15 protein-coding genes are annotated in these 14,970 nt (G+C 46.3%); 12 read left to right on the top strand and 3 right to left on the bottom strand.

What is annotated here, in order from left to right:
- Nucleotides 1-6: 6 nt before the first annotated feature.
- The 8 genes from uppS to ASN18_RS03355 all read left to right on the top strand — a co-directional run bounded on the left by uppS (nucleotide 7) and on the right by ASN18_RS03355 (nucleotide 6,769).
- Entirely contained in the window at nucleotides 7-720 is a 714-nt protein-coding gene (gene uppS, locus ASN18_RS03390) for a polyprenyl diphosphate synthase (protein WP_236861481.1), read from the top strand.
- A gap of 4 nt (nucleotides 721-724) precedes the next feature.
- The gene (locus ASN18_RS03385) at nucleotides 725-1,516 is read left to right on the top strand and encodes a phosphatidate cytidylyltransferase (RefSeq protein WP_085051200.1); all 792 of its coding nucleotides are present in this window, start codon (nucleotides 725-727) and stop codon (nucleotides 1,514-1,516) included.
- On the top strand, nucleotides 1,509-2,729 hold the full coding sequence (locus tag ASN18_RS03380) for a 1-deoxy-D-xylulose-5-phosphate reductoisomerase (RefSeq protein ID WP_085051199.1): 1,221 nt from the start codon (nucleotides 1,509-1,511) through the stop codon (nucleotides 2,727-2,729). Before ASN18_RS03385 ends, ASN18_RS03380 begins: the two co-directional genes overlap by 8 nt.
- Nucleotides 2,730-3,812 carry an RIP metalloprotease RseP gene (gene rseP / locus ASN18_RS03375; RefSeq protein WP_085051198.1) on the top strand — a complete coding sequence of 361 codons (1,083 nt, stop codon included), beginning with the start codon at nucleotides 2,730-2,732 and terminating at the stop codon, nucleotides 3,810-3,812. It begins immediately after the preceding gene.
- Nucleotides 3,813-3,828: 16 nt separating this feature from the next.
- Nucleotides 3,829-4,233, top strand: coding sequence for a YbgC/FadM family acyl-CoA thioesterase (locus ASN18_RS03370; RefSeq protein WP_085051197.1), 405 nt, complete (start codon nucleotides 3,829-3,831; stop codon nucleotides 4,231-4,233).
- Nucleotides 4,233-4,607, top strand: coding sequence for a nucleotidyltransferase family protein (locus tag ASN18_RS03365; protein ID WP_236861480.1), 375 nt, complete (start codon nucleotides 4,233-4,235; stop codon nucleotides 4,605-4,607). The genes ASN18_RS03370 and ASN18_RS03365 overlap by 1 nt, the downstream gene beginning before the upstream one ends.
- On the top strand, nucleotides 4,600-4,941 hold the full coding sequence (locus tag ASN18_RS17900; protein WP_085051196.1) for a HepT-like ribonuclease domain-containing protein: 342 nt from the start codon (nucleotides 4,600-4,602) through the stop codon (nucleotides 4,939-4,941). Before ASN18_RS03365 ends, ASN18_RS17900 begins: the two co-directional genes overlap by 8 nt.
- Before the next feature lie 115 nt (nucleotides 4,942-5,056).
- Nucleotides 5,057-6,769 carry a bifunctional metallophosphatase/5'-nucleotidase gene (locus ASN18_RS03355; protein ID WP_085051195.1) on the top strand — a complete coding sequence of 571 codons (1,713 nt, stop codon included), beginning with the start codon at nucleotides 5,057-5,059 and terminating at the stop codon, nucleotides 6,767-6,769.
- 25 nt (nucleotides 6,770-6,794) lie between these two features.
- Here the strand turns inward: ASN18_RS03355 and ASN18_RS03350 are convergent, their stop codons facing one another.
- From ASN18_RS03350 to ASN18_RS03340, 3 genes are all read right to left on the bottom strand, one after another.
- The gene (locus ASN18_RS03350; protein ID WP_085051194.1) at nucleotides 6,795-7,712 is read right to left on the bottom strand and encodes a 4Fe-4S binding protein; all 918 of its coding nucleotides are present in this window, start codon (nucleotides 7,710-7,712) and stop codon (nucleotides 6,795-6,797) included.
- A gap of 102 nt (nucleotides 7,713-7,814) precedes the next feature.
- Complete coding sequence (locus ASN18_RS03345; RefSeq protein WP_085051193.1) at nucleotides 7,815-9,212, bottom strand: cbb3-type cytochrome c oxidase subunit I; 1,398 nt, start codon at nucleotides 9,210-9,212, stop codon at nucleotides 7,815-7,817.
- Nucleotides 9,213-9,228: 16 nt separating this feature from the next.
- Nucleotides 9,229-9,882, bottom strand: coding sequence for a c-type cytochrome (locus ASN18_RS03340; protein ID WP_236861479.1), 654 nt, complete (start codon nucleotides 9,880-9,882; stop codon nucleotides 9,229-9,231).
- Between the two features lie 214 nt (nucleotides 9,883-10,096).
- Between ASN18_RS03340 and ASN18_RS03335 the strand changes: the two genes are divergently transcribed.
- The 4 genes from ASN18_RS03335 to ASN18_RS03320 are packed head-to-tail and all read left to right on the top strand — an operon-like array spanning nucleotide 10,097 to nucleotide 14,528.
- On the top strand, nucleotides 10,097-11,053 hold the full coding sequence (locus tag ASN18_RS03335) for a Gfo/Idh/MocA family protein (RefSeq protein WP_085051191.1): 957 nt from the start codon (nucleotides 10,097-10,099) through the stop codon (nucleotides 11,051-11,053).
- On the top strand, nucleotides 11,050-12,141 hold the full coding sequence (locus ASN18_RS03330; RefSeq protein ID WP_085051190.1) for a DegT/DnrJ/EryC1/StrS family aminotransferase: 1,092 nt from the start codon (nucleotides 11,050-11,052) through the stop codon (nucleotides 12,139-12,141). The genes ASN18_RS03335 and ASN18_RS03330 overlap by 4 nt, the downstream gene beginning before the upstream one ends.
- The gene (gene lpxB / locus ASN18_RS03325; RefSeq protein WP_085051189.1) at nucleotides 12,132-13,265 is read left to right on the top strand and encodes a lipid-A-disaccharide synthase; all 1,134 of its coding nucleotides are present in this window, start codon (nucleotides 12,132-12,134) and stop codon (nucleotides 13,263-13,265) included. The genes ASN18_RS03330 and lpxB overlap by 10 nt, the downstream gene beginning before the upstream one ends.
- 6 nt (nucleotides 13,266-13,271) lie before the next feature.
- Complete coding sequence (locus ASN18_RS03320; protein WP_085051188.1) at nucleotides 13,272-14,528, top strand: 3-deoxy-D-manno-octulosonic acid transferase; 1,257 nt, start codon at nucleotides 13,272-13,274, stop codon at nucleotides 14,526-14,528.
- Nucleotides 14,529-14,970 lie beyond the last annotated feature (442 nt).

Below are 14,970 nucleotides of genomic sequence, written 5' to 3'. Positions count from 1 at the left end.
GTTTAATTGACAGACCATACCATACCCAAACATGTGGGTATAATAATGGACGGTAACGGCAGGTGGGCAAATCAGAGGGGTATGCCGCGCGTTGAAGGACACCGCAAAGGGGCAGGGCGGACAAAGGAGATAATAGAAGCCGCCGCTGATTTAGGCATTAAAACCCTCACACTCTATGCCTTTTCAATTGAAAACTGGAAGAGGCCGCATGACGAAGTTATAACATTGATGGACTTGCTCGATTTTTATCTTAAAACCGAGATCGAAGACCTGTTAAACAAGGGGCTAGTCTTTAAGGTCATCGGCAACAAGGAAAAACTCCCAGACAACATACAATATCTGGTGGAAGAGGCAGAGCGTATAACCGGCAGTAACACCGGCATGAACCTGATGATGGCAATCAGCTACGGCGGCAGGGATGAGATAGTCAGGGCAGTAAAGCGGTTCATCGAAAAAGGCGGCGACATGGACGAGGTAAACGAGGAATCCTTTGAGGAAAACCTTGACACCGGAGGCGTAACACCGGTGGATTTGATAATCAGAACCGGCGGTGAAAAGAGAATCAGCAATTTCCTTGTCTGGCAGGCCGCGTATGCCGAGTTGTTTTTCACTGATACGCTGTGGCCGGACTTTACGAAAGAGGAATTCATCTATGCCATCGAAGACTATAAGCTCAGGCAGCGGCGCTTTGGTATGATTCCCGATAAGGCTGAAACATAATCAGATGTTAAAAAGGCTCATTGTTGCGGCAATACTGCTTCCGCTTCTCTATGCGTACATAATGTATCTGCCAGGCAACTATTTCCTGATACTGATGTTCATTGCGGCGTTTATTTGCATGGAGGAATTCCTCTTGATGTACGGTGTAAAGGCTCTGTACCGGCACGCATTCTCCGCAGTTGGACTAATTCCCCTCTATATGACTTACCTGTTTAACGAGATACCGGCCTATGTGTTTGCTGCGACATTCATGTTATGCACTACGATTAGGCTGTTTGACCGTAATGGGCCGGACAACGCCCTGTTTGATATAGCCCCTTTTCTGACTGGTTTGTTTTACATACCGGTGTCTCTGAGTTATTTTATCAAACTCAGGGCAATCGGCCCGGAGATCATTATGTTTTTAATGCTAGTGATATGGGGGGCAGACAGTGCTGCCTTGTACATCGGTAAGGCTATAGGCCGAAGAAAACTCTACGAAAGTATCAGCCCAAATAAAACAGTCGAAGGGGCTGTTGCTGCGGTCATAGGCGGGGCTGCCTCGGCGGTAATATTAAAGCTCGGCTTCAAAATCAGAATGGATTATATGACAGCCGCAGGGATAGGCATAGTGTTGGGGATACTTGGTATCATAGGCGACCTGATTGAGTCAATGTTTAAAAGGGAAAGAAACATCAAGGACTCAGGGAGCTTTTTGCCCGGGCACGGAGGGATGCTTGACAAAGTGGACGGGATGCTTATCGCTGCCCCGGTGCTGTATTACTTGATATTGTTTATTAACAAACATAATGGATAACGGCGGTAACAGTACGAAAAATATAACACTGTTGGGAAGCACAGGCTCGATAGGGCGGAGTGCGCTTGAGGCTGTCAGAAACTCTGACGGCAGATTCAAGATAGTCTCCCTTGCCGCCAATAAGAGTGTAGAATTGTTAAAGCAGCAAATCCTTGAGTTCAGGCCAGAGATAGCGGCAGTTGCAGACGAACACAGCGCCATAGGACTAAGACAGTGGGTCAAAGACACCGGTATTAATGGCATTAACGGCACACATGGGAAAGCAATTAAGGTACTCAGCTCACAGGAGGGCGTCTGTGAGGCGGCGGCATACGAAAACTCTGACTTTGTCATATCTGCAATTGTCGGGGCATCTGGCCTCAGACCAACCCTTGCCGCTATCAAAGCGGGCAAGGACATAGGGCTGGCAAATAAAGAGACCCTCGTTATGGCCGGTGCTGCTGTAATGGAAGAGGTCAAAAATAATAATGTAAAGATGCTTCCTGTGGACAGCGAACACAGCGCCATATTCCAGTGTCTGGATGGCCGCCCACAAACACATATAAGGAGGCTTATCCTGACGGCCTCCGGAGGACCGTTTTTTGGCAGAACCAAGTACGAACTAAAAACAGTAACGGCAGCCGACGCCCTTAAGCACCCCAACTGGAGCATGGGAAATAAGATAACAGTGGACAGTGCAACCCTGATGAACAAGGGGCTTGAGGTGATAGAGGCACACCATCTGTTTGGCTTTGCGCCCGGCTCTATAGACGTGTTAGTTCATCCGCAAAGCATAGTACACTCACTTGTGGAGCTGGTTGACGGCACTTTGCTTGGGCAGTTTTCTGTCCCTGATATGAAAGGGCCAATAGCCTACGCTATGGCATATCCAGACAGGATGGAAAACGTAATACAGGGGCTGCGCCTTGAGGAAATCTCTGCTTTAACGTTTCATAAGCCAGACACCGGGGCATTCCCGTGCCTGCCCCTTGCATATGAGGCACTAAAGGCAGGAGGCACAATGCCAGCGGCCCTGAACGCAGCAAACGAAGAGCTGGTCTGGTTGTTCTTAAACGGTATTATTAATTTTACGCAGATACCTGTTATTATAGAAGAGGTGATGATGAGACACAACGCAACTGAGGCCAAACTTGACGCAGTTTTTGAGGCTGATAGATGGGCAAGGCACGCTGTAAGAGAAATTGTGAAAGAAAAATATGGCGGGGGTAATTAGATGACGATAGTGTACGCGGTACTGCTTTTAGGGATATTGATATTTGTCCACGAGCTTGGGCACTTTATTTTTGCAAAGGCAGTGGGAATAAAGGTAACGAAGTTTTCTCTGGGGATGGGACCAAAGTTAATAGGCAGGAAATACGGCGACACGGAGTATGTGCTGTCGGCATTCTTGATTGGCGGCTATGTGAAGATGCACGGTGATGAGATGGCAAGCTCTGCAGATGCCCAGGATATAGAGGAAAAGGACAGGGCATTCTTTACCCAGCCGATTTATAAGCGGGCTATAGTGGTTGTGGCGGGGTCGTTGTTCAACATATTTTTTGCGGTACTGCTGTTCAGCCTCATATTTCTTACAGGTGTGCCGAGGTATCTCTCAGTAGTCGGCGATGTGGGAAAGGACACACCGGCAATGCGCGCAGGCCTAAAACCCGGCGATGTGATAATGCGAATAGGCGCCACTGAGATAAAATTCTGGGAAGAGATGACAGAAATCATCCACGAAAGTCCCGGCAAACCCCTCGATTTCACAATCAAAGGGGCAGACGGTACAAGCAGAAACATCACAATAACGCCGGAGTCAAAACTGTCAAAGAATATCTTCGGCGAGGAGACGCGCATGGGGCTGATTGGCATATCCCCAAGCGGAGACTCCAACAAGGTAGCTTATGGCGTCTTTGACTCCATAGTCATGGGATTTGTAAAGACATGGGAAGTAATCGTGCTGTTGCTGCTTTCTATTGTGAAACTCTTCCAGAGCGTCATTCCGGCAAACACAATAGGCGGCCCTATTATGATATTTCAGATGGCGGCCAAGCAGTCATCTGGCGGCTTTCTGAGCTTTATAATGTTCATGGCCGTAATCAGCATAAACCTGGGCGTGTTTAACCTGTTTCCGATACCAATACTGGACGGCGGGCACATGGTCTATCTGGCTATCGAGGCGCTTAGGAAGAAGCCGTTGAGTGAGCAGGCCATTGCTATATCTCAAAAAATAGGGCTGGCGCTGCTGCTTATGCTGATGGCCTTTGCGATGTATAACGATGTAGTACGCATTTTTACGGGAGAAAAACTGCCATAACAATTTTTCATCGAAGATGCCCGACATAATTGACATAAGAATATACTACGAGGACACTGACTGTGGCGGTGTGGTTTACTACGGCAAGTACCTGGGGTTTTTGGAGAGGGCGAGGACTGATTTCCTTGAAAAACGGGGGATAAAAATCCTTGACCTGATGAACGAGGGGATATATTTCGTCGTCGTAAGCGTAGATATCAGGTATCACAAACCGGCCAGATACGCTGACACGATAAACATCTATACGGAAATAGAAGAGATAACGTTCGCCTCGATAACCTTTGCGCATAAACTATACCTCAACGGCACACCGCTCTCTACCGCAAAAGTAAGGCTGGCAACAGTCGGGGCACGGCCAAACGAAACAGAATTTAAGCCAAGAAAAATGTCCAAAGACCTGATTGAGGCGTTGAAAACCTAATGAAAGGTGAAGGCAGGAAGTCTGTTACAGTCAAAGAAGGAGACTCAATGGAATACCCAAGTTCTGGTCAATTTAATATCCCTTACACTACGAAAAACGAGCTATTATCAAAACTTTCCTCAATACGCAGAGAGTTGCATGAGCGCTTCACGGTTGGGCGTATAGGCATATTCGGCTCATATGTCAGAGGCACTCAGCACCCTGACAGCGATATAGATGTCATCGTTGTGCTTGAAAGACCTACATTTGATAATTACATGGAACTGAAGTTCCGCCTTGAAGAGTTTCTTGGACGACCTGTTGATCTGGTGATGGCTGATACAGTCAAACCACGAATCAAGCCAGTTATTGAGCGTGAAACCATTTATGTATAGGGACTATCGTTTATATTTAGAAGATATCCTTGAAGCAATAAGCCGGATTAAACAGTATACAAGAGGAAGGGATTACGAGAATTTCATTAGTGACACGAAAACTCAGGATGCTGTAGTACGAAACCTTGAAATCATCGGTGAAGCAGCAGGGCGATTACCTAAGTCATGCCTTCTGGCCGCTCCCGAAATACAATGGCGCAAAATCGTTGGCATTCGTAACATTCTTACTCATGAATATTTCGGGGTTTCCTTTCCAATCGTTTGGGATATTGTTCAAACCAAGCTCGGTATGTTGGAGACAACATGCAGGTCACTCCTTGACAATGCTAAATAAGAAATATCTTAGAGAAGGGGAAAAATCTGAAGATACCATACTTGAGAAAACCATGAACGAACTGGTACGCAATTATATATATTAATCAACAGACTACAGATTAAGGAGGGCGGGTGTGGACACGGCATTTAAAGGGATGCGTATTGTTATCATAGCCGCTGTATTGTTTGGATTTTTGACATTTGGTATTGCCGATGATACATACACCATTTCCATAGCGCATATCAATGACACACATAGTCATCTTGAGCCGTCCAGCATATCCCTGACATATAACTCAAGTCCTTTTGTTGTGCGTGCTGGAGGGTTTCCCTGGATTACCAGCGCCATGACCGCCCTCAGAGAATCTCGGTCTAACCTACTTTTTCTTCATGCTGGGGATGTGTTTACGGGAACAGTATATTTCTCAAAATACCAGGGACTTGCCGATGTGGATTTCCTTAACCCAATGCACCTTGACGCTATGACCACAGGGAATCACGAATTTGACAAGGGGCCTTCAGTTCTTGCCGAATTTATCAAAAAAGCGGCCTTCCCCGTCGTATCTGCAAACCTTGAAATATCCACAGAATCCCAGCTTTACGGTCTGATAAAACCCTATACGATTATAGAAAAAAACGGTCGTAAGATAGGCATTGCCGGTCTTACCACAACTGAGACGCCATATATCTCCAAGCCCGGTAAGTCGGTTAAGTTCAATGATATTATAAAATCTGCCCAGACTGCCGTCTCAGCGCTCACCACTCAGGGTGTAAACATCATAGTTATACTCTCGCACATCGGCTATGACAATGACCTCGTCCTTGCCCGCACACTATCGGGTGTGGATGTTATTGTTGGCGGGCACTCCCATACGCTCCTGGGGGATAACGCACTGAGTCAGGTTGGTCTTCACCCTGCTGGACCATACCCTACAGAGGTATGCGCCGCAGATAACACTACCGTACTGGTCGTCACAGCATGGGAGTTTGGGAAGATTCTTGGCCTTACCGATATAGACTTTGACGCAGATGGCAGGATTATCTCTTATCGCGGGGGGCAGACAGTTATCCTTCCTGACACTCCGGTTAATACACCGGAGACAACAGAGTTTTATGAATCGGATAGAACTGGGATTACTTCAAACCCACGGTTTCAGTTAGTTAAAGAAGACCCCGTTGCAGCACAAAAACTCGACAACTATACAGCTCCAATTAAAGGCTTCATGAGCGAGACGATTGCCTATGCCGAAGAACCCCTCAAGCGCGCAAATAACCATGGCCCAGGGCCGATTATTACTGACAGTATACTGCAAAAGACAGCCGCATCAGGGGCAGTTATCGCCATTATGAACGCCGGTGGTGTGCGGATTGACCTGCCAAAGGGTAATATCTCAATCGCCGACGCATACTCCCTCATGCCATTTAATAATACGATATATGTCCTTAAGCTCAAAGGTTCTCAGATAAAAGACGCCATAGAGTCAACCATAGAGTTTCAGATAAGCAAAGATAAAAAACCGCCATTTCTATATGCCTCCGGTCTTGGATTTACGCTGGACTTGTCAAAACCAAAGGGACAGCGAGTAAAAGACATGGAAATAAAGATCAAACAGACATACGTACCAGTTAGAATGAATACCTTTTATAAGATAGCCGTAAGCGAATACATAGCAAAAGGGGGTGACGGTTTTATGCCCTCACAGGGGACTGAGGCTGTTTCTCCTTTAAAGGCGGCAAGCTCTGCCGTCGATACCGGATTCATAGACTCTGAGGTCTTTATAGAATATATCAGGGCATTAAAAACACTGAAAAACCCAGTAGAACTGCGGATTCGTATGAGCCAGTGATACCCCCCTCCGTGTTTAATGGTATTCAATTATTTAGGCTTGGCGGAGATGTGCGTCTCGTGCCGGATTTATCCACACCAAACTTTAAACTAAAAAGGCCATGACCGGACCCCAGCTCTTTATTACAGGCATCCACACATTCCCCGCAGTTCACACAACTTATGTCATATCTTGGCAGGCGCGGCTTAATGTCCATAAAACATACCTTTTCACACTGGCGGCAATCCGTGCATTTAGAGGAATTCACGCGGTCATATTTTAATTTTAACGAAAATGGACTAAACCATCCAAATAACATCTGCATAAGACCAGCGGCACACACGTATCGGCAAAACACATGCCGCACCAATACCGAAGTTATAAACATATATATGCAAACTCCGATTATTCCGGCTTTCAAACCAAAGCCTATATTAAATGTCCTCAACTGCTGCCATATATCGGCAGGCGCTATGAAAAAACCTGTCAGCATAACTGCCGTCAGTACCGGAATTGTTACAATACACACCAGTGCAATCACGGCATATAAAAAAGGCATATCCTTCGCATTTACAGGATCATTGGCAGAGCTTTTAAAGAAGTGCCGTCTGCCAAATATCTTTAAAGAGAAGAACTCTGCCAATTCAAACAGTGCGCCCTCAGGACATAACCATCCGCAGAACAACCTGCCTGTAAACAACCCCATAAGCGGAAATATGCTCAACACCAATACCCACGGCAGCAATGCCTTTAACAGTATATGCCATGCCACATGACCAGCCATCCCATGTTCCATCCCTATTGCCCCGTCAATATCCAATGTCCAGACATTTCCAAATAAATATAAATCCCTTGTGTTTACGTCATATCTGAGGATATCAAAGATTGGCATCGAAAAGAAAAACAAGGTAAATAGTAATTGACTCAGCCTTCTCAGGCGTTTCAGGGTTGCAGGTTTTCTCATGAATTATACTAGTACAACTACTGATTGTATAGTTATGATGTGTATCATATGGGGTAGGCATTTAAGGGGGAAAGGGCAGCGCCATCCCCCCTTTTAAATTCACTATGCCTTAGATTCGGAGATGGCAGCAGCTGCTGCATTAACGGTTACTGGTTCTTTACCAATCTTAAAGTAGTCTACAACAAACATCAGAACACCTATCAGATAAGTGACTCCGAAGATAATTCTCCATATCCAAAACCATGAGTTGAAGTCATTTTTGACGGCTACATAGTCAATACCGAGCAGGCGTTCCATGTATGTTTGCACCATACCGGCACCGGTTATAGTAAAGACTATCATAACCATAGAAACAGTCTGCCACCAAAACGACCTGTATCCTCTGGACATATTGTAGTCCTTTACGCCCCTCATTGACGGCACAGATATGTACACCATAGCAATAATTAACAGGACGTATGCCCCATAAAATGCAAGGTGTCCGTGTGCCGTTGTGATTTGTGTGCCGTGCGTCCATTTGTTAACAGAGGGCAGGGTGTGAATAACACCCCAGAGCCCAGCACCGAGGAAATTAAATATGGCATGAGCTGTGGCAAGAAATAGTCCAAGCTTGTTGGTATTTACCCTTGTATCTTTTGTTATTCTTAAGGCATCCCAGACCATCACTAGTAGTGGAATAGGCTCAAGCGAGCTAAAGATACCGCCTACCCAAAGCCAATAGCTTGGCGTCCCTATCCAATAGTAATGATGACCAATGCCTAATATGCCTGTAAAGAGGACTAATGCGACCTCGATGTACATCCATTTCTCAAGCGCCTGGCGTGGTGCGTTAGTCAGTTTCATAAGCATAAATGCCAAAAGCGCCCCCGCGATTACTTCCCACGCGCCCTCAACCCAGAGATGCACCACCCACCACCACCAGTACTGGTCCTTGACCATACTGCTGGAGTAAAACATACCCGGCAAATACATAAGGGTCAGAAATAACATTCCCCCTAGAAGAGTACCCTGAATCCCTGTCCACTTCTTGCTCTTAAACATAGTCATAGCGTTGTTGATAAGAAACAATACAGCAGAGATGGCAATCAGAAAATCAGCCCACCTGGGCGCCTCTATGTACTCACGGCCTTCGTTTAGCAGCAGTGTGCCGAAGATCATTATATTGCTCTGGGGGAATAATCCCATGACAATATAGCCAACAACGACACCAAGCACGGCTACAACAGTTGCCCAGAACTGAAACTGTGCCAAAGGTATGCTCCAGAGTTCACACTCTGACTCCTCTGGCACCACATAGTACGTTGCCCCCATCAAACCGCATAATAACCACACTACAAGGGCGTTTATGTGAAGCGTTCTCGATATATTAAAGGCAAAAACAAAAAAGTCAGGCTTTAGAAACTGTATCGCTGCAACAACCCCGACTATGACCTGCACAAGAAACAGCAGCACTGCAAACGTAAAAAAGTTCAATGCTATTTTATGGCTCTTGTATTTCATTCCTCAATTCCTCCTCTTATTTAAGTGATACGAGAAACTCTATAAGTTGTTTTTTCTCATCTTCCGTGAGCTGCGCATATGGCGGCATAGCGGAATCAGGCACAACCGAAGACGGGTTATCGAGATGCTTCCTGTGCCATTCTGCCTCAGGATGTCTCGATGCAACGTGTGTTATATCAGGACCTGACGTTCCTCCAATTCCGTTAATCAAGTGACAAGAAGAACAACTGTACTTTTCATACACCGCAGCGCTCGAACTTCCCTTCGACATAATCGGCTTGGGCGGCCATCCGTTTGTATCGACCTTAGAAATCCATTCAAGGAAAACAAACAATTTCTCTGCCTCATCATCGGTAATCCCAAGCACAGGCATTGCAGCTGAGGCATTTACCTTCCTTGGATTAACCAGGTATTTCTTAAGGTATGACTTTGGCAGCTTGTCGGTTATCTTTGTCATATCTGGTGCAAAGTATGACCCGTTACCAAAGATTGTGTGACAGCCGATACAGTCGTATTTATGCCATACCTGCTTCCCCTTGTCCACATCCGCGGTTATTTTCGTGGACCTTGAATCAAGCTGTGCAAATGTATCAAACGTCATCACAACCAGCGCTACAAAACACAGCAAACTGCCAAAGACGAACATATTCCTGACGCCTTTGTTTCCCATAATAGCGTACCTCCATGTAGTATTAAACCTATAAGGGTTTCTTGTACAATATATGTTCATTGCGTTAGATGCAATGATATAAGTCATATAGGTATTTTCCGTCTAAATTCGTTTGCCCTGCCATATGATTTTTTTCTTTGCCTAAAAGAAGGGAGTTTTGTATATAATAGTTTGTTATGAAAGAGATTAGAAAATATTACCGGCACAGGCTGTCATGCAGGCATTAGAAGGAACAAAACCTCTTAGGGTAGGTCTTATAGGCGTTGGATATTTCGGTAAACATCACGGGCGTATTGTCACAGAGCTGGAGAACGCCGTGCTGACCGCCGTGTGCGATACAGAGTTTTCAAGGGCAGCTGAGGCAGCACAAAGATATAATTGTCAGGCGTTTGCCACAGTTGATGAGTCTCTACCCCTCACAGATGCCTTTATCATAGCAACCCCCACGCAGACACACAGCGGCATAGCTATGAAGTGTCTGCGGGCAGGTAAGCATGTTTTTGTTGAGAAACCCATAACAGAGGCTGTTGACGAGGCCAGTCAATTGATAGACGAGGCAAATAAGCGTGGTCTCATACTTCAGGTTGGACATGTGGAAAGATATAACGCCGGAGTGAGAAAGTTGAGCACATTGCTGGATTCACCGGCATATATCGAGACCCAGCGGCTGTCACCGCTTATAGAGCGTGCGGCAGGGATAGATGTTACCCTTGATCTGATGATTCACGACATTGATATTGTGCTTTCCATTGCCAAATCACCGGTTAAGTCTATAAATGCAGCCGGGGCAACTGTATTAACCGGCTGCATAGACACGGCAAAGGCATGGATTGAGTTTGACAGCGGGCTTAAGGCATTTTTAGCTGCTGGCAGGCTATCCGCAGAGAAACGGCGGACATTGACGCTATCGCAGAGAAACGAATGCCTGTCATTGGATTATCAAAGCGGCATGATAACAAAATATATAAGAAATGGTTCGGCTATAAAGGCAATCCCCCTGGATGAGCCGCCTATGGCAGAGCCACTCAAAGAAGAACTCAGGAGTTTTACCGAGAGCATCTTAACGGGGAAAAAACCGGTAGTAACCGGTGAGTGCGGGCGAAAGGCTCTAAGCCTTGCCCTCAGTATAGGAAATATAATAAGGGAAAGCGTGAGTAGTGTGATGATATGATACCGATGTTGGACTTGAGAAAGGAGTTCCTCGATATCGAGGATGAGGTTGTTGCTGCGGTGATTGATGTACTCAAGGGCACGAGATATGTGTTAGGCCCTGAGGTGGAGGCATTTGAGAGGCGGTTGGCCGAATATCATGGGCTGTCCTACGGCGCTGGTGTGGGTTCGGGTACAGGGGCGTTGTTTTTAAGCCTCGCATCCCTTCCTATATCACCGGGTGACGAGATTATTACAACACCGTTTACTTTTTTTGCTACAGTTGAGAGCATTCTGTATGTCGGCGCTAAACCGGTCTTTGTCGATATTGACACAAAAACGCTGAACATCGACGTGGACTTAATTGAAGCAAAGATAACGAAAAAGACAAAGGCAATCATGCCGGTGCATCTTTTCGGACTGCCATGTGATATGAAACGCATCATGGCGCTGGCAAAGAAGTACAATCTATATGTAATTGAAGACTGCGCGCAGTCCTTCGGCTCATCGATAGATGGAAAACTTACCGGCACGTTTGGCAATGCAGGGTGTTTTAGTTTTTATCCAAGCAAGAACCTTGGCTGCTATGGCGACGGCGGGGCAGTTGTCATGGACAGTCAGCAGATGTATGAAAACATACTGGCTCTGAGGAATCACGGCTCAAGGGGAAACTATATCCACAGCGTAGTTGGTTTTAACAGCAGGCTTGATGAAATTCAAGCGGCGATACTGCTGATAAAACTCACAAAGGTAGAGCGTAACAATGCAATGAGAAGAGAAAACGCAGCGCTCTATTCGTCGCTTTTAAGCAGCTCTGTGATGTGTCCTTATATCCCCGAAGGATATGTGAGCAATTATCACCAGTACACGATACGCTCTCCTCAAAGAGATAAAATAAAGGAAACCCTGCACGCTGCTGGTATATCATCGGTAGTCTACTATCCGCTGCCGATTCACTTACAAAAACCGCTGGAGCAGTTCGGTTTTAGAAAGGGGGACTTCCCTGTTGCCGAGACTGCCTCGCAGCAGGTGCTGTCGCTTCCCGTGTACCCTGGTCTGACCAAAGAGGCAATTGGGATGATTTCCGAAGTAATAATAAAATGCCTGTAAGGGTTATGATAATTGCAGGGGAGTCATCAGGTGAGCTATATGGCGCTATGCTTGCCAGGAGACTCAGGGAAATGTGGCCAGACTTATTACTTCTTGGCATAGGCGGGGAGAAAATGGAGGCTTCCGGTGTGGAGCTTCTAAGTGGAATTAACAGTGCCTTTGGTGGTGTCGGGGCGTTGTCATCAGTAAAGCATTTGATAGCATCCTATAAAAAGCTCAAAGATGTCTTTAAGACCATTCGGGTTGATGTGGTAGTGCTTATTGATTTCCCAGATTTTAATCTGAAGGTGGCAAAGGCTGCCAAGAAAAGCGGTATAAAAGTCCTCTACTATGTAAGTCCGCAGGTGTGGGCATGGAGGATGGGCAGGATAAAGAAAGTTGCACGCAGAAGTGATGTTATTGCCGCTATACTGCCTTTCGAGCCTGAAATCTATGCGAAGGAAAATGTCTACTGTGAATTCGTTGGGCACCCCATTGTTGAGGAATTAAATACCCATGTGATTGACAAAAACGCCTTAATGAGAGAATTCTCTCTTGATGCAGAGCGCCCGGTGATAGGGATGCTCCCGGGCAGCAGGCAGGGCGAGCTTGGCAGGCATCTGCCAGTGCTTATTGATACCATAAAAATACTGAAATTGCAGCACCCTGAGTTTCAGTACCTGATGCCCATTGCCCCAAATCTGACAATAGGCGAGTTTGGCCAGATGTTTGCCGAGTTAGCGGCGCTGGACGTAAAACTCATAGATGGACGGGCGGTTGAGGCGCTGTCGATATGTGACCTGGGCGTAGTGAAATCTGGGACTGCTGCATTTCAGGCCGCGCTCATAGGCGTACCGATTGTGGTTATCTATAAGATGGGCGCGCTGGACTATAATATTATCAGAAGGATAATTGAGGTTAAGTATATAAATCTCGTCAATCTGATTTACGACGCCCCTGTGGTAAAGGAACTCATTCAGGAAATGGCAGTCCCTGAGGCAATAGCAGGGGAATTATTAAAACTTTACGAAGACATTGACTTACGCAGCGAAACGCTTGAGAAGTTTAAACGCCTGAGAGAGATATTTGACCAGAAGAATCCGACAAACCGTGTTGCTGAACTGATTGCACAATTGATTGCCTAAGTAGCCATGACACTTATCTACCGAATATTATATTTTATAGCCCTTTTAGCGCTTGTCCCACTTGAGTACTTTAGGAGGCCGAAGGGTTTAAGGGCGCGCTGGTTTTCAGAGAGGCTGGGCAGGATTGTCTTCACAAAAAAGGATACCTCATCCCCCACAATCTGGATTCATGCGGTATCGGTAGGGGAGACCATAACGGCTGTCTCGCTCATACGTCGAATCGTTACTGAGATAAGCCCGCACATTGTCCTCTCCACAGTAACCGACACGGGGCAGCAGACGGCAAAGGATAAACTACCTGAGGGCATTAAGGTCATCTATGTACCATTTGACAGTAAATCGGCGGTAAGGCGGGCGATTAAGGCAGTAAATCCTGACATATTTATTGTAATGGAGACAGAGTTATGGCCGTGTATATTCAGTGAAATGAAAAAACAAAACATACCGGTTGTGATATTAAATGGCCGCATATCTGAAAAATCCTTCGGGGGATACAGGAAGATACGCTTTTTTATGAAACATGTTCTGCGTAGCGTAACGTTGTTTGGAATGCAGAGTGAGATATACTCTGAAAGAATCAAGGCAATGGGAGCTGACACCCAGGCGGTTAAGACATTGGGGAATTTCAAATTTGACACTGCGCCGTCACCTGAAATTCCAAAGTGGGCGCTAAGGCTTACACATCCTATGCTTGTAATTGGCAGCACACACGAAAAGGAAGAGGCTATTTTAATAGGCACACTAAAGAGGCTCAAGGCAGACATTGAGAGCCTGTCAGTGGTTATGGCCCCGCGCCATCCACAGCGGTTTGACGAGGCTGCAGCGATTTTGGCTTCAGCCGATATTCCATTTGTAAGAAGAAGCAAGCTGTCAGACACAGCCGCAGCGCCTGCGTCATTTGTCCTGCTTGATACGATAGGGGAGCTGGCGTCGGTTTACGGGGCTGCCGATGTCTGTCTAATGGGCGGGAGTTTTGTACCAAAGGGCGGGCATAACCTGCTTGAACCGGCCTATTGGGGAAAGCCCATAGTGTGCGGCCCATACATGGAGAATTTCCCGATGACGGGGGAATTTACAGCTGCCAATGCCGCCGTTACCGCTGATGCCGATAATACAGGTGACCTGTACGATATACTTTTTGCGCTGCTTTCAGACGAGGCAGTAAGACTTGAAATGGGCAGCATGGCCAGAGATCTCTATCAAAAAAACTCAGGGGCTATCGACAACGCCATCAGGGAATTAAAGACAATCCTCCGGCGCTAATGCCAAAACGAGTTCATAGAAAATCTCTGATTAAGCAATACATGGGATATGAGCAATGCAGGTTGTATAACATTGACCTCCTCTTACGGTCATTGGACTTACCCTGGATGCCACGTTCCTCTCAAGCTGCGGCACGCTTGCTGTAGCTTGGTATTTGGAAGGTCTTGCTGATGTTCCCCCGATTAAGTGGACACGTATTTAAGTTACCCCATTAGTCAGTTTGAAGTCAATGGGATTGAGCAGTCCAGTTTTGGAATGCCTCCGTGGTGCTTAAGGATATTCCGAAATTCATCAGAGGACTCCCATAAACACCTCGTCCTTTCTTGTATGCCGTCCGTCAACAGCTTTTCATCCAGGGCAATCGCATTAGAAACTTACACCCGCTAATCCCTCTCCTGGATTCCCGCTTTCCAGACTGTGTCATAATAAAACCAGTCAGCCC

The organism is Candidatus Magnetominusculus xianensis, from assembly GCA_001541255.1.
In the GTDB taxonomy this organism is placed as follows: Bacteria; Nitrospirota; Thermodesulfovibrionia; order Thermodesulfovibrionales; family Magnetobacteriaceae; genus Magnetominusculus; species Magnetominusculus xianensis.
This window is presented reverse-complemented; position numbering and strand designations above follow the sequence as displayed.

Coding starts and splice junctions, on each gene's coding strand:
- ASN18_RS03385 (WP_085051200.1), top strand. CDS start 725: ATGTTAAAAAGGCTCATTGTTGCGGCAATACTGCTTCCGCTTCTCTAT.
- ASN18_RS03380 (WP_085051199.1), top strand. CDS start 1,509: ATGGATAACGGCGGTAACAGTACGAAAAATATAACACTGTTGGGAAGC.
- rseP (WP_085051198.1), top strand. CDS start 2,730: ATGACGATAGTGTACGCGGTACTGCTTTTAGGGATATTGATATTTGTC.
- ASN18_RS03370 (WP_085051197.1), top strand. CDS start 3,829: ATGCCCGACATAATTGACATAAGAATATACTACGAGGACACTGACTGT.
- ASN18_RS03365 (WP_236861480.1), top strand. CDS start 4,233: ATGAAAGGTGAAGGCAGGAAGTCTGTTACAGTCAAAGAAGGAGACTCA.
- ASN18_RS17900 (WP_085051196.1), top strand. CDS start 4,600: ATGTATAGGGACTATCGTTTATATTTAGAAGATATCCTTGAAGCAATA.
- ASN18_RS03350 (WP_085051194.1), bottom strand. CDS start 7,712: ATGAGAAAACCTGCAACCCTGAAACGCCTGAGAAGGCTGAGTCAATTA.
- ASN18_RS03345 (WP_085051193.1), bottom strand. CDS start 9,212: ATGAAATACAAGAGCCATAAAATAGCATTGAACTTTTTTACGTTTGCA.
- ASN18_RS03340 (WP_236861479.1), bottom strand. CDS start 9,882: ATGGGAAACAAAGGCGTCAGGAATATGTTCGTCTTTGGCAGTTTGCTG.
- ASN18_RS03335 (WP_085051191.1), top strand. CDS start 10,097: ATGCAGGCATTAGAAGGAACAAAACCTCTTAGGGTAGGTCTTATAGGC.
- ASN18_RS03330 (WP_085051190.1), top strand. CDS start 11,050: ATGATACCGATGTTGGACTTGAGAAAGGAGTTCCTCGATATCGAGGAT.
- lpxB (WP_085051189.1), top strand. CDS start 12,132: ATGCCTGTAAGGGTTATGATAATTGCAGGGGAGTCATCAGGTGAGCTA.
- ASN18_RS03320 (WP_085051188.1), top strand. CDS start 13,272: ATGACACTTATCTACCGAATATTATATTTTATAGCCCTTTTAGCGCTT.